The sequence below is a fragment of the Streptomyces sp. NPDC005722 genome (genome assembly GCF_040630935.1).
Classification (GTDB): domain Bacteria; phylum Actinomycetota; class Actinomycetes; order Streptomycetales; family Streptomycetaceae; genus Actinacidiphila.
Window position 1 is genome coordinate 43,927 of the sequence record NZ_JBEXYN010000042.1, and the last position, 25,977, is coordinate 69,903.

Below are 25,977 nucleotides of genomic sequence, written 5' to 3' on the forward strand. Positions count from 1 at the left end.
GCGGGCGGCGTGGTGGCGTGGTGGGGTCGTGGCGGGTGGGGCGTGGTTCCATGAGGGGCCACGGTCCCACTCGGGAGGAACGGAACCCTGAACACCACGATCGCGGAGGCGCTGTCCGTCGCGCTGCTGCTCCTCGTGCTCGCCGGGGCCGTGATCCGGCCGTTCGGGCTTCCGGAGGCGGTGGTCGCCGTGCCGGCGGCGGCGGTCGCCGTGGGGAGCGGGGCGATCCCGCTGGAGCACGCGCGGGAGGAAGCGGCGCGGCTGGGGCCGGTGATCGGGTTCCTGGCGGCGGTGCTGGTGCTGGCGCGGCTCTGCGACGAGGAGGGGCTGTTCCGGGCCGGCGGGGCGTGGATGGCCCGGGTGGCCGCGGGGCGGCCGCGGCGGCTGCTCGGGGCGGTGTTCGCACTCGCCTCGGTGGTGACGGCGGTGCTCAGCCTCGACGCGACGGTGGTGCTGCTCACCCCGGTGGTGTTCGCGACCGCCGCCCGCCTGGGGGTGCGGCCCAAGCCGCACGTCTACGCCTGCACGCACCTGTCCAACACCGCCTCGCTGCTGCTGCCGGTCTCCAACCTGACGAACCTGCTGGCGTTCACGGCCAGCGGGCTGGGCTTCACCCGCTTCGCGGCGCTGATGCTGCTGCCCTGGCTGGTGGCCATCGCGGTGGAGTACCTCGTCTTCCGCCGCTGGTTCCGCGGCGACCTGGCGGCCGCCGTCCCCGTCCCGGACGGTGCCGGGACACCGCCGCTCCCGGTGTTCGCGCTGGTCACGGTGGTCTGCACGCTCGCGGGCTTCGTCGTCACCCCGGCGCTCGGGGTCGATCCCGCGTGGGCGGCCGCGGCCGGGGCGCTGGTGCTGGCCGTACGGGCGGTGGCACGGCGGCGGATGACGGTGCGCGCCGTGGCGGGGGCGGCCGGGGTGCCGTTCCTGGCGTTCGTGCTGGCGCTGGGCGTGGTGGTCCGGGCGGTGGTCGACAACGGGCTCGCCGACGCGCTGGGCCGGATCGTGCCCGGGGGCACCGGACTGGTCGCCCTGCTGGGCGTCGCGGCGCTCGCCGCCGTCCTGGCCAACCTGATCAACAACCTGCCCGCCGTGCTGGTGCTGCTGCCGCTGACCGCACCCGCCGGGCCCGGCGCCGTCCTCGCCGTCCTGCTCGGGGTGAACATCGGCCCCAACCTGACCTACGCCGGCTCCCTGGCGACCCTGCTGTGGCGGCGTATCGTGCACCAGCACGAACACGACGTGGACCTCAAGGAGTTCACCGTCCTCGGCCTGCTCACCGTGCCTGCGGCGCTGGGCCTGGCGGTGGTGGCACTGTGGGGTTCGCTGCACGTCCTCGGAGGGTGATGTCCGTGATCGTGACCGCCTGGATCGCCGAAGGGACCTGGCCCGCCTGCGTCGACGCCGTCCGCGTCCACGCGCCGGAGGCCGCCGACGTCGTGCTGCTGCACGTCAGCGGCCCCGACGTCCCCGGTCTCGCGCACGCCGCCTACGCCGGGCTGCTGGGCCGCGGGCACCCGGAGAACGATCCGGGCACCCGCCTGGAGGGCCTCGGCGCGGACTCCGCGGGGCGGCTGCTGGACGCCGCCGCCCGGCGGCTTGACCGGCCGTGCCGCCGGGAGGAGCGGTCGGGGCGGGTGGAGCGGGAGGTGGTCGCCGCGGCGGCCGGGACCGACCTGCTGGTGATGGCCCGCGACGGCGACCTCGCGCGGCTCGGGCCGCGGAGCCTGGGCCCGGCGGCGCGCTTCGTCGTCGACCACGCGCCGTGCCCGGTCCTGCTGGTGTGGCCCGCGGCCGCGCCGGACGTGGCCACGCTCCCGCCGCCGCCCCCGCACCCGCCCCACTGAGGCCCCGACCCGGGCTCAGCCCGTGGCGCCGGGCAGCTGCTTCACCGCGTCGACGACGGACCGGGTCATCACCGCGGTGGTGAAGACGACCGTGCCGCGCGGCATGACGCCATCGGGGTCCCGCTCGGCCTGGACGCTGCGCTCGCCGAGGAAGACGTGGGTCTTCCGGTCGAAGATCCACTCGGTGCGCTGTCCGCTGGTCTCGTCCAGGCGGGCGACCGCGACCCCGTGCCGGCCGGCGGCGTCCACGGCGTCGTCCACGGCCACCACGCCGGGGATCTTGGCGGCGGCCCGGTAGAGGGCGGTGGTCAGCTCGGCCGGCGGGTAGCTCTCGCCCAGCAGGTCGCCGATGGTGGTGAAGGCCTCCTGGTCGGGGCCGTTGCCCATGCCCGCGGTCTCCTTGTAGATCTTGGCCAGGAGGACGTCGGGGTCGGTGGGCAGGGTGGTCAGGTAGTCGTAGCTCGGCGCGTTCAGGTACGGCTCGGTCACCTTGCCCTGCTCGTCGGTGCCGGCCAGGGTCATGCCCTCGGGGCCGGTGTTGCCGGGCTCGATGAGCCAGCCGTCCCGGCCGTCGCGGGACTCCCAGACCTGGCGGCGGTGCAGCGGGGAGCCGGCCAGGCTGGTCTTGCCGTACACGTGCCGCACGTTGGTGCCGGCCGACTGCGACTCGATGTAGACGTACTGGCCGTCGCCCACCGGCGCGGCGGGCGACTCGGCGGCGGCCAGCGAGACGGTGTCCAGCAGGCGGGCGGCGCCCCCCGGGTCCGCGGTGCCGAGGCGGGTGGTCAGGGCGGGGGCCGCGGCGGTGGTGCCGGAGCCGCCGCCCGCGCCGGTGCCCTCCGCGCCGCCGAACACGAACAGCCCCGTCGCCAGCGCCCCGGCCAGCACGCCCGCGGTCAGCGGGACGAGGACCATGCGGCGCAGCAGCGGGTTGCGGCGCCCGGCCGGGCGGGCGGCAGCGGTGGTCGAGGGCGCGGGGCCCGTGGCGAGGTCCTCGTGGATCCGGGTCATCAGACGCTCCTTGTGCAACTGGTGACGGTCCGCCGGCAGATCCCGCTCCACGCGCGGCAGGAGACGGGCGGTCTCCTCCCATTCCGAGGGATGGGCGTTCATCGGATTCCTTCCTGTGCGGGCCGGACCGCGTTCGTGCGGTCCCCTTCTGTCTGTCGGCGGCGGACGACGGGTTCCCTCTCCGCGTCGGTGAGCTTGCGCAGTCGCGTACGGGCCCGGGACAGCCGGGACCGCACGGTGCCGACCGGGACGCCGAGGGCCTCGGCGGCCTCGGCGTACTCCAGGCCCTCCCACAGGCACAGCGTCAGCACCTCGCGTTCGGCGCGGCGCAGCCGGGCGAGGGCGGTGAGCACGGCGGCGAGACGGCGCCGGTCGTCCACCCGGCCGGCCACGAGGTCTGCGTGGTCCGGCACTTCGAGCGCGGCGGCCCCGGCCTGGGCGCCGGCGGCGACCGCGGCCCGGTAACGGCGGTTGCTGCGGCAGTGGTTGCGCGCGATGTTGGTGGCGACGCCCAGCAGCCACGGCCGCAGCGAGCCCCCTTCGGGGTCGACGCGGTCCCGCAGCCGCCACGCCTCCAGGAAGGTGGCCGACATGACGTCCTCGGCCACCGACCAGTCGGCGGTCAGCCGGAAGGCGTGGTTGTAGACGGTGCGGGCGTACGCGTCGAACAGTTCCGCGAAGGCGGTGGGGTCCCCGTCCCGTACCCGGGTCCGTACATGAGTGGTCACTCCTGTCGGCTGTCCGCCGGTGCCCCGCGGGTTCCCGTGACCCGCGTCACGCGGCGATCCCGTCGGGGGCCGCGGGCACGAAGGGCAGCAGCTCGTCCTGGCCGGGGCGCACCACCCCGAAGGTGCTCTCAGGGACCTCGTGCCAGGCGTCCGGCAGGTCGCCCAGGGGTTCGGACACCACGAGCCGGGTCTCTGCCGACACGCCCTGGAGGAACCACAGGTCCGGGTGGAGTTCGCGCAGCGAGTCGACCTTGCTGCTGTAGAACAGCGACCGCGAGAGGTGCTCGCTGGAGTAGCGGAAGGCCCACAGGCTCTCCCCGTCGGTGACCGCCACCGTCATCTGGACGGGGAACTCGACGCCGTGCTCGTGGCCGGTCCGCTCCACCAGCCCGGCCATCCGTGCCACGGCCGCCGGCACGTCCTGGTCGAGGCCGAAGGTGAGCGCGAGGAAGAACATCACCTCGGAGTCCGTCGAGCCCTCCATGGACGAGAACAGGGCGGGGTCGACGGCGAGCGAGAGGTCACGGCGCAGCCGGTGGAAGTCGGTGATCGCGCCGTTGTGCATCCACAGCCAGCGGCCGTGCCGGAAGGGGTGGCAGTTGGTCTGCTGGATCGCGGTGCCCGTCGAGGCCCGTACGTGGGCGAAGAACAGCGGCGAGGTGACGTGGCGGGAGATCTCCCGCAGGTTGCGGTTGTTCCAAGCGGGCCCTATGTCGCGGATGATCGCCGGGGTGTCCATGTCGGCGGCGTACCAGCCGATGCCGAAGCCGTCCCCGTTGGTGGTCTCGACCCCCATCCGGGAGTGCAGGCTCTGGTCGATCAGGGAGTGCCGGGGTTTGTAGAGGATGTTGTCGAGCAGCATGGGCGTGCCCGAGTAGGCGAGCCACCGGCACATGTGCACCATTCCCTTCCTCTTCCGCTGTCCCCCGTCCGCCGGGTCCGGGCGCCGGTCGCCGCCGGGCCCGGGCGGCGTCCGTCCTCAGGGCACGGCCAGGGCGACCTCCGCCCAGATCGTCTTGCCCTCCTGGGTGTGACGCGTCCCCCAGCGCTCGGTGACCTGCGCCACCAGCAGCAGTCCGCGGCCGCCCTCGTCGAAGACCCGGGCCCGGCGCAGGTGGGGTGCGGTGCCGCTGCCGTCGGAGACCTCGACGATGAGGGTGCAGTTGTGGATGACGCGCAGCCCTATGGGCGGGGTTCCGTAGCGGATGGCGTTCGTGACGAGTTCGCTGACCACCAGCTCGGCGGTGTACGTGAGGTCCTCCAGCCCCCATTCCGCCAGCCGGCGGGCCACCTCGGCGCGGACACCGGCCACCGCCGCGGGCTCGGCGGGCACCTCCCAGGTGACGACCTGGGACGCGTCCAGCACCTTGGTGCGGGCGACGACCAGGGCGACGTCGTCGTCCGGGGGGTCGGGGACGAGGCCCACCAGGCGCTCGCAGACGGACTCCAGGGCGTGGTCGGGCCGGGTGAGCGCCCGGCGCAGGCCCGCCATGCCGGTGTCGACGTCCCGGTCGTCGGTGGCGATGAGGCCGTTGGTGTAGAGCACCAGGAGGCTGTCCGGTTCGAGCGCGCACTCGATGGTCTCGAAGGGCAGCCCGCCCAGCCCGAGCGGCGGTCCGGGCGGCAGGTCGAGGAACTGCGCGCTGCCGTCCGGCGCCGTCAGCACCGGTGGGGGATGGCCCGCGCTGGCGGCGGTGCACAGCCGGGAGACCGGGTCGTAGACCAGGTAGAGGCAGGTGGCGACGAGGTCGGTGACGACGTTCTCGCCGTCGTCCTCTTCGACCTCCTCCCCGGCGAGGTGCACGACCAGGTCGTCGAGGTGGACGAGCAGCTCGTCGGGCGGCAGGTCGACGTCGGCGAGGGTGCGCACGGCCGTCCGCAGCCGTCCCATGGTGGCGGAGGCGCGCAGCCCGTGGCCGACGACGTCGCCGGCGACGAGCGCGACCCGCGCCCCGGACAGCGGGATCACGTCGAACCAGTCGCCGCCCACGCCCGCGCCGCTGCCCGCCGGCAGGTAGCGCGAGGCCACCTCCACCGCGTCCTGCCGGCCGAGCCGCTGCGGCAGCAGGCTGCGCTGGAGGGCCAGGGCGGTGGCGCGTTCGCGGGTGTAGCGGCGGGCGTTGTCGACGGCGACCGCGGCCCGGCTGCCGATCTCCTCGGCGACCAGCAGGTCGTCCTCGTCGAAGGGGTCGGGTCTGCGGTGCCGGGCGAGCACGGCGACGCCGAGGGTGATGCCGCGGGCCCGCAGCGGGATGACCATCACCGAGTGGATGCCGTGCAGGCGCAGCATGGCGGCCCGTCCGGCGTCACCCGCCGCCCAGCCGTCGATCGCCTGGTCGACGGTGCCGTGCAGCGAGGCGCGGCCGGTGAGGAGGGAGCGGGTGGGCGGGGAGTCGTCCGGGTACCGGTCCAGCTCCCCGGTCGCGGTCACCGACTCGGGCAGGCCGGGCAGGACGGACTGCTGGGCGGCGCGGCGGAGGGCGACCCCTGGTTCGCCGGGCTTGGGCTCCACCCCGCGGAACAGCGGGTCGAGCAGGTCGACGGTGGCGAAGTCGGCGAGGTTGCCCACCACGACGTCGGCCATCTCCTGTGCGGTGCGGGTCACGTCCAGCGTGCTGCCGATCCGGGTGCTGACCTCGTTGAGCAGGGCGAGCCGCTCCCGTGCCAGGTACTGCTCGGTGGTGTCGACGGCGGTGAGCTGGACGCGGGGGGTGCTGCGCTGCGGGTCGGTGAGCGGGGAGAGCGTGATCGTCCAGGTGCGCGGTGCGGGCGCCCCCCGTGACCGGATGCGCAGGTGCAGGTCGTGGGACTCGCCGCTGGCCAGGACGTGCCGGACGCCCTCCTCGACGGCCTCGCCGGCGCTGCCGGCGAGGTACTCCGAGGGGAGCCGGCCGCGCATCTGTTCCTCGGTGCGTCCGGCCTCGCGTTGCATGCCCCTGCTGGTGCGCAGGGTCCGCAGCTCGTTGTCGAAGATCGCCATGGGCAGGATGGACTGGTCGAAGGCCTCCTCGACCACGCTGTCCACCGCTCCCCACTGCCGCCGGTCCACCGGGGAGACCACGACGAGCCGCTGCGGCCGGCCGTAGCCGTCCAGCGACGGGTAGACGCGCACGGACACGTCCAGGTGGCGCCCGTCCCGTCGGCGCAGCACCGACCTGCCGCCCCAGCCGAAGGGCATCGCCAGGAACCACTCGGTGGAGCGGGCGGCGTCCGAGCCGAGCAGCCGGCTGGCGGGCTGCCCCACGACCTCGTCGTGCCCGTAGCCGAGCAGTCGCTCGGCCTCGCTGCTCCAGCCCGTGACGACACCGTGGGCGTCGATGACGGCCGTGGCCGGAACGGTCGGATCGGGCCGGGGAGGGAGGCCGCCGTCGAAGTCGTCGTCGAGGCTGGAATCTCGCATCGCCATCCGTCGCCGTTGTCGCCCGTCCTCTTCCGGCCCCCTCCAGGACGCGGCTGCCTGGGCCCTCCTCCACTTCTACCGCTCCTGGCCCGTGGCCGCAGGTCGGGCCGCCCGCGGTCAGCGCGAGGCCGGGCCGGGCAGGGCGCCGCCGCAGTTCCCGGCCGGGAGGGCGCCGTCGGTGCCGGCCAGGACGACCACGCGGTCGTCCTCGTGGCCGTCGGCGTAGGCGGCGGTGCAGACCACCTGGCGCCTGGCGTTCTCGGGCAGCTCCTGCACGGGGAACGGCAGCGAGACCCGGACGGTGTCCCCGGAGGAGGTGACGTCCACCGGACCGGTGGTGGCGGGCAGCCCGGTGCCGAGTCCCGCCGCGCTCTCCTGGGGCTCCGGCCCGTCCAGCAGCACGGTGACGACCTTCGCGGTCGCCACCGGTGTGCCCGGTGCGACGTCGCCCGTCCCGCGGAGGACGGGGGTGAGCCGGCCCTCGGGGGAGAGGAAGAAGAGCGTCAGCCGGTCCGGCGGCCCGGGGAAGACGTCGACGGTGGCGGGCCCGCCCGCCTCGACGACCCCGGACCCCTGGACCCCGCAGCCGGCCAGCAGGGCCGCCGCCGCCACGCACAGGGCGGCCGGGAGGCGGCGGTGCCTCACGGCGCCGTCTCCCTTGCCGGGCCCGGAGCGGCCAGCGGCATCCGCACGGTGAGGACGGCACCGCCGTGCGGGCCGTTGCCGGCGCGGACGGTGCCGCCGTGCAGGCGGACGTTCTCCAGGGTGATGGCCAGGCCCAGGCCGCTGCCCGCGGAGCGGGTGCGGGCCGCGTCGGCCTTGTAGAAGCGGTCGAAGATGTGCGGCAGGACGTCCGGTGCGATGCCGGGGCCGCTGTCGGCGACCTCGACGGCGAACCGCTCCGGCCCGTCGCCGGACGGTTCGGCGCGCAGCCGCACGTGGACGGGGGCGGCGCCGTGGCGCAGCGCGTTCCCGACGAGGTTGGCGACCACGACGTCGAAGCGCCGCGGGTCGAGGCGGGCCCGGATGCCCGGGGGCAGTTCGGTGGCGACCTGATCGGGGTCGGTCCAGTGCCGGGTCGCCAGGGTCTTGCGGATGGTCTCGGCGACGTCGACCTCGTCGGCGTTGAGCTCGGCGGCCCGCGCGTCGAAGCGGGAGATCTCGATCAGGTCCTCGACCAGGACGGCCAGCTTGCCGGTCTCGGCGCTGATGAGGCGGACGGCGGCCGCGGTGTCCGGGGCGAGCCGCCCGGCGTCCTCGTCGAGGACCTCGGTGACCGCGAGCATCCCGGCCAGCGGGGTGCGCAGTTCGTGCGAGACGTCGGAGGCGAAGCGGCGGGCCCGGGCCTCGGCGCGGCGCAACTCGTCCACCGACCTCTCCAGTTCCAGTGCGGATTCGTTGAAGGTGTGCGCGAGGTCGGCGAGTTCGTCGCTGCCCTTCACCTGGATGCGGGTGTCGAGTTCGCCGCGGCCCATGCGCTGCGCCGCCGTGCGCAGTTCACGGACCGGGCGGAGCACGCTGCCGGCGGCGAGCAGGGCGGGGACCAGGGCGACGGCCAGCGCGGGCAGGGCTCCGTCGCGGGCGGCGGCGAGCAGTGCCCGGACGCCGTCGTCCTCCGTGGCCAGCGGCATCACGGCGTAGAGCACGAGGCCGGTGGGGCGGGCGGACAGCCCGGTCTTGAAGACGGTCGGCACGCCCACGGTCAGCCAGGGGGCGCCGTCCTTCTCGACCCGCTGGAAGACGCCCCGGGGACGTTCCGCCGCGGCGCGGCGCAGTTCGGGCGTGATGACCGTGGAGACGGGACTGGTGCCGGAGGAGACCCGGATCGAGCCGTACTCGGCGAACACCACCCAGGTGCGCGGCTTGCCCTTGCGGGCGATGTCGCGCAGCACCTCCTGGAGGGCGGTGGTGTCCATCGGGAGCGTGGTGCCGACGGTGGCCACCTGCTCGCGGAAGGAGGCGACGGCGGTGTCCTGGGCCTGTTCGAGGACGGCGTTGCGCGCCTCGCGGTAGGTGAGGGTCGCGGTGGTGCCCGCGCTGACCGCCGCGACGAGCAGGAACGCCAGCACCAGCCGGGTGCGTAGCCCGATCCGGGCCCTGCGGAGGATCACCGGTGGCTCACAGCGGCCCGAAGCGGTAGCCGAAGCCGCGCAGCGTCTGTATGTAGCGGGGGCTGCCGGGGACGTCCTCGATCTTGTTGCGCAGCCGCCGGACGCAGGCGTCGACCAGCCGGGCGTCCGCGTGGTAGCTGTGCTCCCACACGTGCTCCAGCAACTGCTGGCGGCTGAAGACCTGTTCGGGCGCCGCGGACAGGAACAGCAGCAGCTTCAGCTCGGAGGGCGCGAGTGCCAGCCGCCGCCCGGACTTGGCGACGCCGAGCCCGGCGCGGTCGACGGCGAGGTCGCCGTGCTGCTCGACGGCCGAGCGGCCCGCGGGTTCCTCGATGCGCCGCAGCACGGCCCGGATACGGGCCTCGATCACCTCGGTGCGGGCGGGTTTGACGATGTAGTCGTCGGCACCGGCCTCCAGCCCGACGACGACGTCGAAGTCGTCGCCGCGGGCGGTGAGCATGATGATCGGCAGTTGGCTCGTCTCGCGCACCTGCCGGCAGACCTGGACGCCGTTCATCCCGGGCAGCATCAGGTCCAGCAGCAGCAGATCGGGCCGGAACTCGGCGACGGCGGTGAGCCCGGCCTCGCCGGTGGCGGCCGTCCGTACCTCGTGACCGCGGCGGCGCAGGCCCAGTTCGACACCTTCGCGCACGGAAGGGTCGTCTTCGATCAGCAGGACGCGTGGCATGAGCGGAGTATCGCAAGTCATCGTGCACCGCGCCGCAGTTTGCCGAGCAGTGCCCGCCGGGCCGCCTCGACCTCGGTCAGCCGCAGCGGGCGGGCCGCGGCCACGAAGACCAGCACGACGGCGGCGGCCCCGGCCGTCGCGGCGGCGAGCGGTCCGAGCGGCGCGGCGAGGTCGGCCGCGACCCGGCCCAGCGCGGCGGCGGGCACCGCGACGAGCAGCAGACGGGCCAGCGCCCCCGCGGTCGGCGAACGCCACGGCCCGCGGCCGCCGTCCGGCGCCGCCAGCCTGCGGTCCAGCACGTGCGCGGTGACCGCCCAGCCCGCGAAGAGCGCCACCGAGTACCCCGCGGCCATGCCCGTGACCGCCCAGCGCGCGGGCAGCAGCAGGTAGGCGGCGACGGACAGGCCCGCGTTGAGCCCGGAGATCACCAGGTTCAGCAGGAACGGGGTGCGGGTGTCGCCGAGCGCGTAGAAGGTGCGCGACAGCACGTACTGCCCTGAGAAGGCGACGAGGCCCGGGGCGAAGGCCACCAGCGCGCTCGCCATGACCGCGACGTCGGCGGCGTCCGTCCTGCCGTGCTCGAAGACCAACGCCATCGCCGGCCCGGCGAGCGCCAGCAGCGCGCACGCGGCGGGCACCACCAGCGCGGAGTTGCTGCGCAGCGCGTACGAGACGTCGCGGCGCACCCGCGCGGGGTCGCCGTCGGCCGCCGCCGCGCTCATCCGCGGCAGCAGGGCCGTGACCAGCGAGACCGTCACGATGCCGTGCGGCACGGCCCACAGCAGGTAGGCGTTGTTGTACGCGGTGAAGCCGGCGCCGCCGTCGATGCCCAGCGCCGCGGCGCGCTGCCCGGCGGAGGTGGCGAGCCGGGTCACCACCCAGTAGGCGACCTGGTTGGTGAGGACGAGCAGCACCAGCCACCCGGCGGAGCGCAGCGGCCGGGCCAGTCCGCTGCCCCGCCAGTCGAACCGCGGCCGCCAGCGGAAGCGCGCCGCCCGCAGCGACGGCACCAGCGCCAGCGCCTGCACCGCGATGCCGGCCGTGGTGCCCCAGCCCAGCAGCGCGGTCTCGCCCGGGGTCAGCCCGCCGCCGGTGCCGGCCGTCACCAGGTAGAGGCCGAAGACGGCGATGACGACCAGGTTGTTGAGGACCGGCGTCCACATCATCGCGCCGAACCGGCCGCGCGCGTTGAGCACCTGGCCGAGCAGCGTGAACAGCCCGAGGAAGAGGATCTGCGGCAGGCAGGAGCGCGCGAAGGCCACCGTCGTCGCCGCCTGCGCCCCGGTGTAGCCGGTGTACGCGGCCACGATCGCGGGCGCGGCGAGCACGGCCGCCGTCGTCATCAGCAGCAGCGCGGCGGTGCACACGGTCAGCAGCCGGTCGGTGTAGGCGGCGCCGCCGTCCGCGTGTTCCTTGGCGGCCCTGACCAGTTCGGGCACGAACACCGCGTTGAGGGCGCCGCCCAGCAGCAGCATGTAGACGATCGTGGGCACCGAGTTGCCGACCGAGTAGCCGTCGGCGGCCAGGCCGACGCCGAGCGCCGCGGCGACGGTCGCGGACCGTACGAAGCCGGTCGCGCGGGAGACGACGGAACCCGCCGCCATGAGGGCGCCGCTGCGCAGCACCGAGGCGCCGGCCGTCCTGTCCGCCGTCGCATCGGCCGTGGCGTCGGCCGTGGAGTCCGGCGTCGCGTCGGCCGGTCGGGCCGCCGAGGGGGCGCTCACCGGCGCGCCATGTAGGCCTGGAACGCCCGGTAGAGCGTGTGGTTGGCGGTGCCGTCCAAGGCCGTCTCCCATTCCCCCAGGGTCTCGACGACCCGCCCGCCCGTGCCGAGCTTCCAGCGGGTGAGCCCGAACGCCCGGTCCTCCGGGTCGAGTGTGGAGGGTACCCCGCGCATGTCGTACTCCAGTGCGCCCTGTTCGCGGGCGTCCGTGAGCATCCGCCACTGCAGGGCGTTGGAGGGACGGACGTCACGGCGGTGGTCCGCCGAGGCCCCCGTCTGGTACCAGACCCTCCGGCCCACGGTGATCATGGTGTGGGCCGCGAGCACCTCGCCCTCGTGGCGGGCGAGGTAGAGCTTCATCCGGCCCGGCTGCTCGGCGTTGAGGGCCGCGTACTGGCGCTGGTAGTACTCCAGCGAGCGTCCCAGCCGGAAGCCGTCGCGCTCCTCGGTGACGCGCAACAGCCGGAAGAACTCGGGGAGGTCGGCGGCCCCGCCCACGTCCACCTCGACGCCCGACCTCTGTGCCCGCCGTATGTTGCGGCGCCACTCCTGGTTGAGTCCCGCCCACAGGTCGTCGGCGCTGCGGCCGGCCAGCGGGACCCGGAAGACGTGGCGGGGCTGGGCGTCCGCGTCCCCGCCGCCGTCCGGCCCGTCGCCGTCCCCGCCGCAGCGCCGCCAGCCGCGGGCCCGCAGGCGCTCGGCCACGACCGTGCCGAGCGGGTCGACCTCGCAGGTCAGCACGTCGGACAGGCGCCGCCCGAGCCCGGTCGCGGACTTCAGGACCGCGGCGTCCCAGCGGCGGTGGGCGGGCGAGGGGCCGATGCGCACGGCGAAGGCGCCGAGTGTGCGCAGGTGGCGCAGGAGCGGCGACAGCCAGGCGTCGATGTCCGGGTCGGCCCAGTCGGCGACCGGCCCTTCGGGCAGGTAGGCGAAGGACTTCCGCGTACCGGGGAACTGCCGCAGCAGCACCAGGGCGACCCCGCGCAACTCACCGGGCCCCGCGCCGTCCGCGGGTCCCCAGCCGACCAGCCGGGCCCGCCACCCCGGCTTCACCTGCGCCCACGACGGGCACTGGAGGAAACCGGGACCGAGCGCCGAGCCGGTCCGGGACGCCAGGAACGCGCGGTACGTCTCCGCGCTGACCGGCCCGAGCCGGGCCTGCCGGGGGCCCGGGCCCGCCGTCACGAGCAGTGCCGACACTGCGCCTCCCTGGAGTGTGGTCGGTTGGGTACACAGGAAGGCTCACAGCCCTTCATGACCGCCCCGAGCGGCCAATGTGACCGGACCATGACTGTTCCGTCCCAGCTGCCGTCATACGGCTCCCAAGCCCTCCACCTGGGCTTCCGGCGGCCTAGAGTCCCCGGGGTCCGGCCGGTTCCGGCCGCTCTCCCCGTCCTTCACGGAGGTCTCCGTTGTCCAGGAAACGTGTGGGCCCCATAGGCCGGCCCCGCCCGCGCACCGCCGTTGTGACGGCCGCCGCGCTGTCGGCCGCGCTGTCCGCCGTGCTCACCGGCTGCTCGGGCGGCGCCCCGGCGGCGACGCACGCGGCCGGCGACGCGGAACAGCGCAAGGAGCGGCCCGCGACCGTCACCGTCACCCCGCACGGCGGGCGGGTCCAGGCCGGCGAGCCGGTACGGGTCACCGCCCGGGGCGGCACCCTCACGACGGTCACCGTCGCCGGGCCGCACGGCAAGGGGCTGACCGGCACCCTGTCCGCGGACCGCCGCACCTGGACCTCGGAGCGCAACGTCGTGCCCGGCGCCTCGTACACCGTGCGGGCCGGCACCCGCACCTCCGGCGGTACGACCGGCACGAGCGAGTCCAGCTTCAGCACGGCCGCCGCCGGCAAGGTCAACAAGGTGGACTGGCGGCCCGGCGACGCCACCACGGTCGGCGTCGCCCAGCCGATATCCCTGGTCTTCGACAACCCCGTGACCGACAAGGCCGCCGTGGAGCGGCAGCTCGAGGTGAAGACCTCGAACGGCACCGAGGGCTCCTGGGGCTGGCTGACCGACTACTCCGGCCGGGACCGGGTCGACTGGCGGCCCAGGGAGTACTGGCGGCCGGGCACCGAGGTCACCCTGGACGCCCACCTGGACGGCACCGACTCCGGCCGGGGCGGCTGGTTCGTCCGCGACTACCGGGCCTCCTTCACGGTCGGCGCCCGGCAGGTCGTCAAGGTCGACCTCGACCGCAAGCGGCTCACCCTGCAGCGCGACGGCCGGACGGTGCGCACCCTCCCGGTCTCCGGCGGCACCCCCGGCCCGGACACCGGCTCGTGGCGCGGCACGGCGGTGGTGCTGGCCAAGGAGGGCACCGTCCGGATGAGGTCCGAGACCGTCGGCCTCGGCGACGCCTACGACGAGACCGTCCACGACTCGATCCGGCTGACCTGGTCCGGGATGTACGCGCACGCCGCGCCCTGGAACGCCGCGTTCTTCGGCCGGGCCAACCGCAGCCACGGTTGCGTGGGGATGAGCGACGCCGACGCGGACTGGCTGTACTCCCGGGTCCGTGTCGGCGATCCCTTCGAGATCACGGGGTCCGAGGCCAAGGGCACGGTCGCGACGAACAACGGCTTCGGCGACTGGAACGTGGACTGGGACGGGTGGCGGGAGAAGAGCGCGCTGCGCTGACCCCGCGCCGCCCCCGTCCGGTGGTGGTTGTCTGGAAGGGGCGGCACCACCGCCGGCAGGGGCGGTGCCGCCGCACCGCCGAGAGGAAGGCAGCGCCATGAGCGGCTCCGGCGACTTCACCGCACAGTCCACCGCCGCCGAGGTCGTCGGCGGCATCGACCTCACCGGCCGCCGTGCCGTCGTCACCGGCGCGGCCTCCGGCATCGGCCTGGAGACCGCCCGTGCCCTGGCCGGGGCCGGCGCCGAGGTCACCCTCGCGGTACGGGACACCGCGGCCGGCGAACGGGCCGCCGCCGGACTCGCGGCCGGCGGCGGGCGGGTCCGGGTCGCCCCGCTCGACCTCGCGGACCAGCGCTCCGTGGCGGCCTTCACCGCCGCCTGGGACGGCCCCCTGGACGTCCTCGTCAACAACGCCGGGGTGATGATGACGCCCGAGACGCGCACGCCCGAGGGCTGGGAGCTGCAGTTCGCGACCAACCACCTCGGGCACTTCGCGCTCGCCACCCGCCTGCACGCGGCCCTCGCCGCCGCGGGCCGCGCCCGGGTGGTCTCCCTCAGCTCGGTCGCCCACCTGCGCAGCCCGGTGCACTTCGACGACGTCCACTTCCGCGACCGGCCGTACGACGCGGGCCTGGCGTACGCCCAGTCCAAGACCGCCAACGTCCTGTTCGCGGTGGAGGCGAGCCGGCGCTGGGCCGCCGACGGCGTGACCGTCAACGCCGTCCACCCCGGGGCGGTCCTGGGCACCGACCTCTCCCGGCACCTCACCCGCGAGGCCCCGGACGCCGCCGCCGCGTCCGGCGGCCACACCTTCAAGACCCCGGAACAGGGCGCCGCCACGGTCGTGTACGTGGCCACCGCGCCCGGGCTGGAGTGCGTCGCGGGACGCTACTTCGAGGACTGCGCCGAGGCCCACCGCCACATCCCCGGGAGCTCCGGCGGCGTCGCCGACCACGCCCTCGACCCGGACGCGGCGGCACTGCTGTGGCAGGTGTCGCTGGACGCCCTCGCGACGGGTGTGCGCGGCTGACGGCCACCGGGGGCTGCGGGGCGGGAGGTCCCGGCGGGGCCGGGGTGGCGGTGGCGGCGGTCAGTGCGGGAAGGTCCGCGGCGGCCGCTGGCGCGGCAGTTCGTCGCGGAACTCCTCGACGATCGAGCTGATCTGCCGGGTGAGCTGGGTCCGTTCCAGCCGGTCGAGGTAGAGGTTGCGGGCGGCCAGGCCCACCGCGTCCACGCAGAAGTAGAGCGCCATCAGCGGGTTCACGAACAGTTCGCTGTGCTTGGTGCGTTCCGTGAAGCGCACGTTCCCGAAGTCCCCGCGGACCGCGGCCGCGACCGAGCCGTGCACGATGCTCGGGTGGTCCGGGGTCGCCTCCTGGGCGTGCGCGACCGCGTCAAGGTAGAGCCGGCCCTCGCGGCTGTCGCGCGGCAGCGAGAACGCCCCGAGGTACGCCCCGTCCCGCTCCAGGGCGGCCAGGTTCTCCAGCACCAGGGAGTGGTTGACCCCGTGGTACGCGTCGACGCCGAAGCCGAGGCAGACCACCAGCCGCTGCGGGACGCCGGTGAGCCCGCTGACCGCGGCGAGGCTGGCCATGTCCTCCTCCGGGGTGCCGAGTCCGCTCTCGTCGCCGCGCATGAGGATGTCGGTGCCGCCGTCCACCAGCACGATCGCGTCGACCCCGCCGAGGTGGCCGATCAGCGCCCGGTAGGCGTCCCTCAGGGGCGCGACGCCGGCGCGGGACAGCGCGTACACGGTCGAGGGCAGGCCCTGCGACTCCAGCCAGCGGGCGAGGGTGCGCTCCGGGAAGTAGTCGCCGCGGGCGGCCGTCGAGGGTCGCACGGCGGCGACGTCGTGGTCCAGCCACACATCGAGGTCCAGGCCGTACAGGTCGGCGAAGGAGAGGTTGGCGAGGTGCACCTCCTTGCCCGCCTCGCGCAGCGCCAGCGCGATCGGCAGCCCGGCGTAGACGTCGAAGCCGCCGCCGGCCCCGGCGACGAGGACCCGCCGCGCGTCGCGCAGGCGGGTGAACAGGGCGGGTTCGAGGAGGGAGAACACCGGGGGACGGTAACAGCGGGCGGCGGCCCGCGGCAGTGGATTTCCGTGCCCGCGCCGCTCGTTGGCGCGCCCCTTCCCATGGGGTGTTGTCGGAGCCCGCGCCTAGACTCGGCCGGATGGTGACGGAGACGGATATCGCACTCGCCGACGGGCGGACGCTGCACGTGTACGACACCGGGCCGGCCGGCCGGGAGGAGGGCGCGGAGCTGGCCGTCCTGTGGCACCACGGCACGCCCAACATCGGTACGCCCCCCGAGCCGCTGTTCGCGGCCGCCGCCGAGCGCGGCATCCGCTGGGTGGGCTACGACCGTCCCGGCTACGGCGGTTCGACGCCGCGCCCGGGCCGGGACGTCGCCTCCGCCGCCGGCGACGCGGCGGCCGTGGCCGACGCGCTGGGCATCGGCCGCTTCGCCGTCATGGGCCACTCCGGCGGCGGCCCGCACGCGCTGGCCTGTGCGGCCCTGCTCCCGGACCGTGTCCTGGCGGTGGTCTGCGGGTCCGGCCTGGCGCCGTACGGGGCGGAGGGGCTCGACTGGTTCGCCGGTATGGGGCCCGCGGGCGCGGCGGAACTGGCCGCGGCGGTCCGGGGGCGTGCGGTGCTCGAAGAGGCCCTGGCCTCGGGCGACTTCGACCCCGAGCTCTTCACCCCCGCCGACCACGCGGCGCTGGCGGGCCCGTGGGCGTGGCTGGGCGGCGTGGCGGGCAAGGCGCTCGAGGGCGACCCGGGCGCGATGGTCGACGACGACCTCGCCTATGTGGCGCCGTGGGGCTTCGACCCGGCGGCGGCCGCCGCGCCCGTCCTGGTCCTGCACGGCGAGGCCGACCGCATGGTGCCCGCGGCCCACGGGGTGTGGCTGGCCCGGCGGTGCCCGGACGCGGAGCTGTGGCTGCGGCCCGGCGAGGGGCACGTCTCGGTCCTCGGCTCCGCCGTGGACGCGCTGGAGTGGCTCGCCGGACGGGCCCGGCGGGGCTGAGCGCGCGGCCGTGCCGTCCACAGGCTGTGGACGGCACGGCGCGGGCGGCGCCTCCCGGCCGGGGAGTCCTCCCGCGTGGGGGCGCGATGACCGCACGGCGCTTCGGTCGTACCGGAAACGCCCGTTTCCGCCCTCTCCCGCGCGGAATTCGACCGCGTCGGGGCAACCATGTGCCCTCCTCGGGTGTCTGGACGTCCGAAGATCCCCCGTGCCGGCCACGGGGTGGACCCAGAGGCAGAAACGTGACGACCGGGCGCCCCGCGGGGGGCGGGGCCCGGGCGTGGACGGAGGACCGTACGACCGTGGACAGGCACGACGGCAGCGACATCGACCCCGCGGACCAGTGGGTCCTCGACCCGGAGAGCGGCACCTACCGGCTGCGGCTGGACTCCGACGCCCCGCCGGCCCCCACGGTGCCCCGGCAGGGCGGGCGCCGGACGCACCGCGAGGAGCGGCGGCCCGACCCGGCTCCGGGCGGCCGCCGCCGCACCGAAGCCCCGGCACCGTCCCGCAAGGCGAAGCGGTCCACCCGGCGCAGGGTGCTGATGTGGACCGCGGGCACGCTCGGCTTCGTGCTGCTCGCGGGCAGCGCCGGCGCCTACCTCCTGTACCGGCACCTCGACGGCAACATCGCGACCGTCGACGTCGGCACGGCGGGCAGCAAGGAGGTGACCAGCAAGGACGCCGTGAACATCCTGGTCATCGGCACCGACAGCCGCCAAGGCCTCGGCGGCAAGTACGGGGACGCGGGCAGCGTCGGCCACGCCGACACCACGATCCTCTTCCACGTGGCGAAGGACCGGTCCAACGCGACCGCCATGAGCATCCCGCGCGACATGGTCACCGGCATCCCGGACTGCCCGACCAAGCAGAAGGACGGCTCCACCAAGACGATCCCCGGCACCCCCCAGGCCAGGTTCAGCCCGCGCTTCAACGAGAGCCTGGGCCAGGCGGGACGCGACCCGGGCTGCACCATGCGGACCGTCACGAAGATCACGGGCATACCCGTCGACCACTTCGTCCTGGTCAACTTCGAGGCCGTGAAGACCCTGTCCACGGCGGTCGGCGGGGTGCCGGTCTGCCTCACCCACCCCATCAAGGACACCACCCCCGAGGGCGAGGGCTCCCACCTGGACCTGCCCGCGGGACCGAACAAGGTCCAGGGCGAGCAGGCCCTGGCCTTCGTCAGGACCCGCCACTCGCTGAAGAACGGCAGCGACCTGGACCGGATCGACCTGCAGAAGCAGTTCCTGGGCTCGATGATCCGCCAGATGAAGTCCGGTGACACCCTCAGCGACCCCCGGAAGCTCTTCAAACTGGCGAACGCGGCCACCAAGTCGCTCACCGTGGACACCGGCATCGGCGGCGTCGCCAAGCTCACCGACCTCGCCAAGGACCTGAGCCGCGTCGATGCCGAGCACATCACCTTCACGACGCTCCCGGTCAAGGACAACCCGGCCGAGGGCACGAAGCACGCGACGGTCGTCGTGGACGACTCGAGGGCGCCCGCCCTCTTCAAGGCGATCAAGAGCGACGTCTCGCTGACCAAGGCGAAGAAGAAGCCCGCCGCGGCCGACTCCAAGCTCCGCGGGGCCAAGGCGGACCCGTCGCAGGTCCGGGTGACCGTCTACAACGGCGGCGGTCCGCAGGGCGCGGCGCGGACGACGCAGGAGTGGCTGCAGAACACCGAGGGCGTCACCCACTCCACCAACGGCGGCAACGCCCCCGGGGGCAGCCAGGACCGTACGACCCTGGAGTACGCGCCCGACCAGGCCGACCAGGCCCGGGCCCTGGCCGCGATGATGGGCCTGCCCGCCGCCGCCCTCCGCCCCGGCACGGCGGACGCCGCATCCGGCGCGGACATGACCCTCACCCTCGGCGGCGACTTCCGGGGCCCCGGGACCGCGCTCGCCGACCCGGACCGGCTCCCGGACGACATCCCGCAGTCCCGCGCCGACAAGGAGCAGTGCGTCGGCTGAGCCCCGGCGGGCCGCCGGGCCGGGCCGCGCCTACGGTGGAGGGGAGGAAGGGGCGCCCCGCGCGCCCGGGATGCGACGGCAAGGAGCGCCCCATGTCCCGCAGCGACAACCTCTCCGTCCTCGAGGGCTTCGGAACGGCGGTGAACGACGGCCGGCTCGGCGAACTCGACGCGTACGTCGCGTCCGGCTCGGTGGACCACGACCCCGGCCCCGGTCAGGGCCCCGGTCCCGAGGGGTACGAGGAGATGTTCGGCGCGATGCGGCGGGCCTTCCCCGATCTGCACGTCGAGGTCGAGCACGTCATGGCCACCGACGACGAGGTCGCCTTCGCGTACACCATCACCGGTACCCACCTCGGCGAGCTGATGGGCCACGCCCCGACGGGGCGCACCGTCAGCTACCGGGGCATGCAGATCAGCCGGTTCGAGGACGGGAAGATGGTCGAGCGCTGGGGGAGCAGCGACCAGCTCGGGATGCTGCACCAGCTCGGCCTCAACCCCTGACCGCCCGGCGCCGGGCCGGTGTTCAGTCCCCGGCGGCCGCCGGCAGGCGGAGTGCGAAGAGCGCCCCGCCCGCCGGGGCCGTGCCGACGGTGAGGGTGCCGTCGTGGCGGTGGGCGACGTCGCGGGCGATGGCCAGGCCGAGTCCCGCGCCGCCCTCGTCGCGGCTGCGGGCGTCGTCGAGCCGGACGAAGCGCTCGAAGATCCGCTCCCGTTCGGCGGGGGGCACGCCGGCGCCGTCGTCGCCGACCGTGAGGACGACCTGCCCGTTCCGCGGGTGCGCGGTCACTGCCACGGTCACCGCGGTGCGCGCGTGGCGCTGGGCGTTGTCGACCAGGTTGCCGAGCACCCGGGCCAACTGGCCGCGCGAGCCGGCGACGTCGAGCAACTGACCGGCGCCGTCGGCCGCGCCGACGACCCCGGCGCCCGCGCCGGCGAAGGCTCCCCGGGCGTCACGGCGAGCCGGGCGGCGGCCGCCGCGGTCGCGCACACGCCGGGCACCGTCACGAAGATCGAGCCGGACGACCGGCACCGCGGCTCCTGGGAGGTGTACGTCACCGGGGCGGACGGGGCCGTCCACGAACTGCACGTGGACGCGGTGACGGGCCGCGTCACGGAGGACGACCGCCCCCGCGGCCGCACGCGTACCGGGGACGCCTCCCGCACCGCCTCCCCCGCACCCGCGACCACGCGGCCCGGGTACGACGACCACGGCGGCGACCGCGCCCGGGGCCGGGGCCGCGGCGGCGACGACCACTGACATCCCCCCGTGTGGCCGGGCCCCCACGCCCGGCCACAGGCGCCGCCTGCGGAGTTCAGAGCCGCCCGACGTCCATCACGGCCTGCGCGAACGCCGCGGGCGCCTCCTGCGGCACGTTGTGCCCGATGCCCTGCAGCGTGCGGTGCGCGTACTTCCCGGTGAACTTGGCGCGGTAGGCCGAGCCGTCGCCAGGCGGGGTGAACGGGTCGACCGCCCCGTCGAGGGTGATCGTGGGCACGGTGATGACCGGCCCGCGGGCGAGCCGTGCCTCGATGTCGTCGTGGGCCGGGTCGCCCTCCGTCAGGCCCAGCCGCCAGCGGTAGTTGCCGATGACGATCGGCACGTAGTCCGGGTTGTCGAAGGCCGTCGCGGTGCGCTCGAAGGTGGCGTCGTCGAATCCCCAGGTCGGGGAGTTGAACTTCCACACCAGCCGGGCCAGGTCGTCCCGGTAGCGCTCCAGCCCCTTACGGCCCCGTTCCGTGGCGAAGTAGTACTGGTACCACCACGCCCACTCCGTCTTCGGCGGCAGGGGCTGCTTGTTCGCCTCGCGGTTGGTGATCAGGTAGCCGGTCACCGAGACCAGTCCCTTGACCCGCTCCGGCCACAGCGCCGCGATGATGTCAGCGGTCCGCGACCCCCAGTCGAAGCCGGCGAGGACCGCCTTCCTGATCCCCAGGGCGTCCATGAGCGCGACGATGTCCAGCGCGAACGCCGCCTGCTGGGGGTCGCGCGGGGTGGCACGCGACAGGAAGCGCGTCGTCCCGTGGCCGCGCAGGTAGGGCACGACCACCCGGTAGCCCTTCGCCGCCAGCAGCGGTGCGACGGCGACGTAGCTGTGGATGTCGTACGGCCAGCCGTGGAGCAGGATCACCGCCGGGCCGTCGGCCGGTCCGGCCTCGGCGTAGCCGACGTCCAGCACCCCGGCCTCCACCTGCTTCAGCGGGCCGAACGCCGGGGTGTCGCGGGGCCGTTCCTTGCCGGGGGCCATGGGCGGCGCCGGCTTGTTCTCGTCGGGCCCGGTCGTCGCGCAGCCCGTGGCGAGCCCGGCCAGTGCGGCCGCGAACGCCCCGGTGCCGACGATCGTGCCGAAGGTCCGCCTGTCGATCATCCGAGGCCTTCCGTGGGATGCGGGCGCGGGCACTGCGATAGGCCATGCCCCGTCCGGCCCGGTCCGCGTCGCCCCACCGGCGAATGTCATCCCCATGGCACTGGCCCCGGGGGGCCCGGTGAGGGCCGGACGGGTGAAGTCGCGGGCGCGGCGCAACCGGCGGGCGGAGCGGGGCTGTCCTGCACGGCGAGTCCGGTCGACACCGTCCGAGATCCGAGAGGAAACACCATGAGCCTTCTCGATACTCCGCAGCAGTCACTGGGTGGCGTCCCGCTGGGGGCCCACCTGGCCGCCGTCGACGCGCGCTGGGTGGAGGTCCACGCCGCGCTCATCGCGGCCGGGGTGCCTCCGCTGCCCGGGGACAGCGACGCCGTGCACACCATCGCCCGGCAGCTCGACGACGCCACGGTCAGCGCCGTCGTCGCCTGGATCGACAGCGCCGCCTCCCGCTGACCCCGGCCCGGGTACCGCGCTTTGTGACGGTCATGTGACCGGAATTGTGGCCTCCGCCACGGCCGGGAACGGGAGGGCCCTGATGGGGTCGCCGGATGCGCACCAACGCCCTCCTCCTCCCGGCCGTCCTCGCCGGTCCGCTGCTCCTGGTCACGGCCTGCGGTGTCCCGCACGCGGACGACCGGGACACCTGCGCCGTCCGGGCCTCCCCGGTTCCCCCGGCGGGCGCGGGCGGTGCCACCGGGACCGGGGGCGGCGGGGACGTCGAGATCACCGCCGTGAGCGCGCCGCCCGCCCACTGCCCGGGCCCCGCCTCGTTCCACGTCGCGTTCCGCGTCACCAACCACTCCGGCGAACCGCTCACGTACACCGTCACCTTCGGGCTCACCACCGGCGCGGGAGAGGCCCTGGGGAACGTGCCGCACACCGTGCCCGCGGTGCCGCCCGGCCGGACCGTGCGGGGCGAGGCCGACCTGGACGCGCCCCCCACGCCGCGCTACACCGCGGAACGGGTGCGCGTCGTCAAGGTCAGGAGCGTCCCGGCGGACGAGGTCCCCGCCACGGGAGGCGCCTGCCCGTCCTCCGGGCTGCGCCTGACCGCCGACGACGGCGACGCCGCCATGGGGCTGCGCGTGGTGGGCCTTCGCCTGGAGAACTGCTCGTCGCGCGTGCGGCGCGTCGAGGGCTATCCGCTGGTCCGGCTCCTCGACGAGGAGCGCCGGCCCGTCAGGGGCGTCGAGGTCTCCCGGGGCAGCGGGGGCGTCGCCCTCCTGCCCGGTTTCGACGACGCGCCCCGCCCGGTCACCCTCGCGCCGGGCCGGAGCGCGACCGCCGCCCTTATGTGGCGCAACACGGTCACCGACGGCACACCCGTCAACGCGCCCTACGCCCGGGTCCGGGCGACACCCGGCGCCGCTCCGGTGACGCTGACCCCGGAGTTCGACCTCGGCACGACGGGCAAGCTGGGCGTCAGCGCGTGGAAGCCCGACGAGACGACGCCGACCCGCCCGTGACACCGGCCCACCCGGCCCGGGCACCGCGCTCCGTCCGCGCAGGTCCGCGTCGACCGGGGGAGCGCGGTCGCGGCCCCGTGAACCGCTGACGTCCCTTCCCGTCCGTACGAAGGCCCCGGGCTGTCCGCCCGGGGCCTTCGTGCTGTCCCGGGCCGCGTGGTTCCCCGCATCACGAATGTCACGGTTGTGTCCCGTCGGACGCCGGGGCGGCCGCTTCGTTTGACACGGCTCGGGTCCCCCTCCCATCATCATTCCACTAATCGAGTAGCTAAAGGGTGTTGAAGCTCGTGGAGTTCCGCATCGACAGGCGCAGCGGGATCGCCGCCTACCAGCAGATCGTGCAGCAGACCAAACAGGCCCTCCGGCTGGGCGTCCTGATGCCGGGGGACCGGCTGCCCACCGCCAAGGAGGTCGCCGAGACCAGCGCCGTCAATCCGAACACCACGCTCAAGGCCTACCGCGAACTGGAACGCGAGGGGCTGGTCGAGCCCAGGCCCGGCCTCGGCACCTTCATCCGACGCTCGCTGGCCCGCCCCCAGGCGGGCGCCGACTCCCCGCTGCGCGGGGACCTGGAGGCGTGGATGAGCCGGGCCCAGGCCGCGGGCCTGGACCGGGAGGACGTGGCGGCGCTGGTCGCGGCCGTCCTGGAGGAGCGGTACGCCGGAACCACGGCGGCCGACGGAACACCCGAAGGCCGGGAGAAGAGGATGACCAGTGCGTGACACCACGGATGCCATGGACAGGGGAGGCCCGGTCGAGGAGTCGGCGATCGAGGCCCACGGGGTCGGCCGCAAGTACCGGCGGGGCTGGGCCCTGCGGGACTGCTCCTTCCGCCTGCCGGCCGGCCGGATCTGCGGGCTGGTGGGCCCCAACGGCGCGGGCAAGACGACGCTGATGTCGATGACCGCCAACCTGCTGGAGCCGACGGAGGGCACCCTGACGGTGTTCGGCGCGGCGCCCCAGTCGGCGGAGGCGGGACGCCGCACGGCCTTCCTCGCCCAGGAGAAGCCGCTGTTCCGCCGCTTCACGGTGGCCGAGACGCTGCGCCTGGGCCGCGAGCTCAACCCCGGCTGGGACCAGCGGGCCGCCGAGCAGATCGTCCGCGCGGGCAACGTGCCGATGGAGGCGAAGGTCGGCACCCTCTCCGGCGGCCAGCGCACCCGGGTCGCCTTCGCCCTCGCCTTCGGCAAGCGGCCCGACCTGCTGCTGCTCGACGAGCCGATGTCCGACCTCGACCCGCTGGTGCGCCACGAGCTGATGAGCACGCTGATGGCCGAGGCCGCCGAGCACGGCACGACGGTGCTGATGTCCTCCCACATGCTCAGCGAGCTGGAGAGCGTCTGCGACTTCCTGCTGGTCATCTCCACCGGCGGGCTGCGCATGGCCGGTGACGTGGACGAGATCCGCAGCGCCCACGTACTGCTGCAGGGCGTGGCCGAGCGCGAGGGCGCGGGGCTGCCCGCGGAACTCGCCCGGCACACCGTCGTGGAGTACCGCACCAGCGGCCGGCAGGTCACCGCCCTCATCCGCCCGGACGGTCCGGTGAGCGGCCAGTGGCAGTCCCACACCCCGCAGTTGGAGGAACTCCTGCTCGCCTACCTGCGCTCGCCCGAAGCGCCACCACTGATCAGTCCGGTGGCCCAGATACCGGGCCGCCCGTACGGCGCGAGCGGCCGGGGGGCGGCGGCATGAGCAACCTCACCGCGAACCCGCCCGCACCGCCCGTGCCCCCCGTCGCCGCCGGCGGCACCCGCCGTCCCCGGCTCAGCGGCATGACCTGGCTCATCTGGCGCCAGCACCGCGCCGCCTTCTGGACCCTCCTGATCGCGACGGCCCTGGCCGTGGCGTGGATGCTCTACCAGCGCGCGGGCCTGCTGGACCACCTCACCGCCAGGGGCTGGCCCCACTCCCCCTCCGACAAGTGGATGGAGGACATCAACCCGCGGAGCGCGGCGCTCCTGAAGGCCGCCTTCGGCCTCGGCTTCGTCCCCGTCCTCCTCGGGGTCTTCCTCGGCGCCCCCCTGCTCGCCGGCGACCTGGAGAGCGGCACCGCCAAACTCGTCACCTCCCAGGCCCCCGGGCCCGCCCGCTGGCTCGCCGCCAAACTCGGCATCAGCGCCCTGGTGGTCGTGGTCTGCACCGTCGCCCTCTCGTTCGCCTTCGGCCGGTGGTGGGCGCCGGTGAGCAAGCAGAACACCGTCATGGACTGGACGTCCGGCCAGGCGTTCGACAACACCGGGCCCGTGCCCGTCGCGCTCGCGCTGTTCACCGTGCTGGGCGGCGTCGCGATCGGCATGGTCCTGCGCCGCACCCTGATCTCCATGGTCGTGACCTTCTTCTTCGCGGCCGCCGTCCAGGTGGTCTGGGCCCACTTCCGGCTCGACCTCGGCAACGTGCTGAGGGCCACCAGCAACTCCGGTGTCAACGGCGACGGCCCGCGCCTCCCCGACGCCGCCTTCCAGGTCGACCAGTCGTTCCTCACGTCGTCCGGGGAGACCCTCGGCTGGAGCACCTGCGTGCGCGCCGGATCGGAGAAGGCCGTCGCGGCCTGCCAGCAGCAGAAGGGCATCGTGGGCTGGGCGGTGGACTACATCCCCTTCTCCCAGATGAGCGGCATGCAGTGGTTCGGCGCCTCGATCCTCTTCGCCCTGACCGCCGCCGTCACGGCCTTCATCTTCCTCTGGGGCCGCAAGCGCGTCGTCTGACGCGGGCGAACGGGGTGCCACGGCACGGCCCCGGGCGGCGCACCGAGCGCCGCCCGGGGCCGTGCCGTCGGCGTCAGCGGCGGAACGCCCGGTGCGGACACCGACTGACGATCCCAGGCCACCTGCGACCACCGCCTGGTGTGTCGTGGCACCCGTCCGTGAGACCGCGCCAACCTCGACTGTTCGTTCTTCGTCCACCCGGCATAGCGGCGGGTCGCCGTGCTCGTCATAGAGGGTGCCGATCGATCCGGTCGACACGGAAGGTGACGATGGACGCCCTAGGGCAAG

General features: G+C 74.8%; 25 protein-coding genes. 13 read left to right on the forward strand and 12 right to left on the reverse strand.

Annotated features, from left to right (window positions below):
* The first annotated feature begins 87 nt into the window (after positions 1-87).
* Together ABZ479_RS33180 and ABZ479_RS33185 are read left to right on the forward strand one after the other, a co-directional pair.
* Complete coding sequence (locus ABZ479_RS33180; protein ID WP_500465031.1) at positions 88-1,344, forward strand: SLC13 family permease; 1,257 nt, start codon at positions 88-90, stop codon at positions 1,342-1,344.
* On the forward strand, positions 1,344-1,844 hold the full coding sequence (locus ABZ479_RS33185) for a universal stress protein (RefSeq protein ID WP_499599492.1): 501 nt from the start codon (positions 1,344-1,346) through the stop codon (positions 1,842-1,844). Before ABZ479_RS33180 ends, ABZ479_RS33185 begins: the two co-directional genes overlap by 1 nt.
* A gap of 15 nt (positions 1,845-1,859) precedes the next feature.
* Here ABZ479_RS33185 and ABZ479_RS33190 read toward each other — a convergent pair whose 3' ends face one another.
* The 9 genes from ABZ479_RS33190 to ABZ479_RS33230 form a co-directional block, all read right to left on the reverse strand.
* A complete protein-coding gene (locus ABZ479_RS33190; protein ID WP_500465012.1) occupies positions 1,860-2,957 on the reverse strand; it encodes a CU044_5270 family protein in 1,098 nt (365 codons plus the stop codon).
* Positions 2,954-3,583: an RNA polymerase sigma factor gene (locus ABZ479_RS33195; RefSeq protein ID WP_500465013.1), complete on the reverse strand. Its 630-nt coding sequence runs from the start codon at positions 3,581-3,583 to the stop codon at positions 2,954-2,956. Before ABZ479_RS33195 ends, ABZ479_RS33190 begins: the two co-directional genes overlap by 4 nt.
* A 46-nt stretch (positions 3,584-3,629) precedes the next feature.
* A complete protein-coding gene (locus ABZ479_RS33200; protein WP_500465032.1) occupies positions 3,630-4,478 on the reverse strand; it encodes a class II glutamine amidotransferase in 849 nt (282 codons plus the stop codon).
* 84 nt (positions 4,479-4,562) lie between these two features.
* Positions 4,563-6,989 carry a SpoIIE family protein phosphatase gene (locus tag ABZ479_RS33205; protein WP_500465014.1) on the reverse strand — a complete coding sequence of 809 codons (2,427 nt, stop codon included), beginning with the start codon at positions 6,987-6,989 and terminating at the stop codon, positions 4,563-4,565.
* A gap of 111 nt (positions 6,990-7,100) precedes the next feature.
* Positions 7,101-7,628, reverse strand: coding sequence for a hypothetical protein (locus ABZ479_RS33210; RefSeq protein WP_500465015.1), 528 nt, complete (start codon positions 7,626-7,628; stop codon positions 7,101-7,103).
* Positions 7,625-9,094: an ATP-binding protein gene (locus ABZ479_RS33215; protein WP_500465017.1), complete on the reverse strand. Its 1,470-nt coding sequence runs from the start codon at positions 9,092-9,094 to the stop codon at positions 7,625-7,627. The genes ABZ479_RS33210 and ABZ479_RS33215 overlap by 4 nt, the downstream gene beginning before the upstream one ends.
* 7 nt (positions 9,095-9,101) lie before the next feature.
* Positions 9,102-9,782, reverse strand: a complete 681-nt coding sequence (locus tag ABZ479_RS33220) for a response regulator (RefSeq protein WP_499599501.1) — start codon at positions 9,780-9,782, stop codon at positions 9,102-9,104.
* A gap of 17 nt (positions 9,783-9,799) precedes the next feature.
* Positions 9,800-11,386, reverse strand: coding sequence for a murein biosynthesis integral membrane protein MurJ (murJ, locus tag ABZ479_RS33225; protein ID WP_500465033.1), 1,587 nt, complete (start codon positions 11,384-11,386; stop codon positions 9,800-9,802).
* A gap of 116 nt (positions 11,387-11,502) precedes the next feature.
* Positions 11,503-12,705, reverse strand: coding sequence for a lipid II:glycine glycyltransferase FemX (locus ABZ479_RS33230; protein ID WP_500465018.1), 1,203 nt, complete (start codon positions 12,703-12,705; stop codon positions 11,503-11,505).
* Between the two features lie 227 nt (positions 12,706-12,932).
* Between ABZ479_RS33230 and ABZ479_RS33235 the strand changes: the two genes are divergently transcribed.
* Together ABZ479_RS33235 and ABZ479_RS33240 are read left to right on the forward strand one after the other, a co-directional pair.
* Positions 12,933-14,141 carry a L,D-transpeptidase gene (locus ABZ479_RS33235; RefSeq protein WP_500465034.1) on the forward strand — a complete coding sequence of 403 codons (1,209 nt, stop codon included), beginning with the start codon at positions 12,933-12,935 and terminating at the stop codon, positions 14,139-14,141.
* 97 nt (positions 14,142-14,238) lie between these two features.
* On the forward strand, positions 14,239-15,171 hold the full coding sequence (locus ABZ479_RS33240) for an SDR family NAD(P)-dependent oxidoreductase (RefSeq protein WP_500465019.1): 933 nt from the start codon (positions 14,239-14,241) through the stop codon (positions 15,169-15,171).
* Positions 15,172-15,231: 60 nt separating this feature from the next.
* On the opposite strand, the gene ABZ479_RS33245 is transcribed toward ABZ479_RS33240, so the two are convergent.
* Positions 15,232-16,197, reverse strand: coding sequence for a DUF1152 domain-containing protein (locus ABZ479_RS33245; RefSeq protein ID WP_500465020.1), 966 nt, complete (start codon positions 16,195-16,197; stop codon positions 15,232-15,234).
* A 116-nt stretch (positions 16,198-16,313) separates the two neighbouring features.
* On the opposite strand from ABZ479_RS33245, the gene ABZ479_RS33250 reads away from it, so the two are divergent.
* From ABZ479_RS33250 to ABZ479_RS33260, 3 genes are all read left to right on the forward strand, one after another.
* Positions 16,314-17,171: an alpha/beta fold hydrolase gene (locus ABZ479_RS33250; RefSeq protein ID WP_500465021.1), complete on the forward strand. Its 858-nt coding sequence runs from the start codon at positions 16,314-16,316 to the stop codon at positions 17,169-17,171.
* A 302-nt stretch (positions 17,172-17,473) separates the two neighbouring features.
* Positions 17,474-19,150, forward strand: coding sequence for an LCP family protein (locus ABZ479_RS33255; protein WP_500465022.1), 1,677 nt, complete (start codon positions 17,474-17,476; stop codon positions 19,148-19,150).
* A 92-nt stretch (positions 19,151-19,242) separates the two neighbouring features.
* Complete coding sequence (locus ABZ479_RS33260) at positions 19,243-19,653, forward strand: ester cyclase (protein ID WP_500465023.1); 411 nt, start codon at positions 19,243-19,245, stop codon at positions 19,651-19,653.
* A 22-nt stretch (positions 19,654-19,675) separates the two neighbouring features.
* Here ABZ479_RS33260 and ABZ479_RS33265 read toward each other — a convergent pair whose 3' ends face one another.
* Positions 19,676-19,999: a sensor histidine kinase gene (locus ABZ479_RS33265; RefSeq protein WP_500465024.1), complete on the reverse strand. Its 324-nt coding sequence runs from the start codon at positions 19,997-19,999 to the stop codon at positions 19,676-19,678.
* Between ABZ479_RS33265 and ABZ479_RS33270 the strand changes: the two genes are divergently transcribed.
* Positions 19,964-20,410, forward strand: coding sequence for a PepSY domain-containing protein (locus ABZ479_RS33270; RefSeq protein WP_500465025.1), 447 nt, complete (start codon positions 19,964-19,966; stop codon positions 20,408-20,410). The two genes, ABZ479_RS33265 and ABZ479_RS33270, sit on opposite strands and share 36 nt — an antisense overlap.
* Before the next feature lie 55 nt (positions 20,411-20,465).
* On the opposite strand, the gene ABZ479_RS33275 is transcribed toward ABZ479_RS33270, so the two are convergent.
* Complete coding sequence (locus tag ABZ479_RS33275; RefSeq protein WP_500465026.1) at positions 20,466-21,518, reverse strand: alpha/beta fold hydrolase; 1,053 nt, start codon at positions 21,516-21,518, stop codon at positions 20,466-20,468.
* Positions 21,519-21,746: 228 nt separating this feature from the next.
* Between ABZ479_RS33275 and ABZ479_RS33280 the strand changes: the two genes are divergently transcribed.
* The 5 genes from ABZ479_RS33280 (at position 21,747) to ABZ479_RS33300 (ending at position 25,689) form a co-directional block, all read left to right on the forward strand.
* Positions 21,747-21,971 carry a hypothetical protein gene (locus tag ABZ479_RS33280; protein WP_499599522.1) on the forward strand — a complete coding sequence of 75 codons (225 nt, stop codon included), beginning with the start codon at positions 21,747-21,749 and terminating at the stop codon, positions 21,969-21,971.
* Positions 21,972-22,066: 95 nt separating this feature from the next.
* A complete protein-coding gene (locus ABZ479_RS33285) occupies positions 22,067-22,984 on the forward strand; it encodes a DUF4232 domain-containing protein (protein ID WP_500465027.1) in 918 nt (305 codons plus the stop codon).
* A 275-nt stretch (positions 22,985-23,259) separates the two neighbouring features.
* The gene (locus ABZ479_RS33290) at positions 23,260-23,706 is read left to right on the forward strand and encodes a GntR family transcriptional regulator (RefSeq protein ID WP_500465028.1); all 447 of its coding nucleotides are present in this window, start codon (positions 23,260-23,262) and stop codon (positions 23,704-23,706) included.
* 13 nt (positions 23,707-23,719) lie between these two features.
* Positions 23,720-24,676, forward strand: coding sequence for an ABC transporter ATP-binding protein (locus ABZ479_RS33295; protein WP_500465035.1), 957 nt, complete (start codon positions 23,720-23,722; stop codon positions 24,674-24,676).
* Positions 24,673-25,689, forward strand: a complete 1,017-nt coding sequence (locus ABZ479_RS33300) for an ABC-2 membrane transporter-related protein (protein ID WP_500465029.1) — start codon at positions 24,673-24,675, stop codon at positions 25,687-25,689. The genes ABZ479_RS33295 and ABZ479_RS33300 overlap by 4 nt, the downstream gene beginning before the upstream one ends.
* The last annotated feature ends 288 nt before the right edge of the window (positions 25,690-25,977 follow it).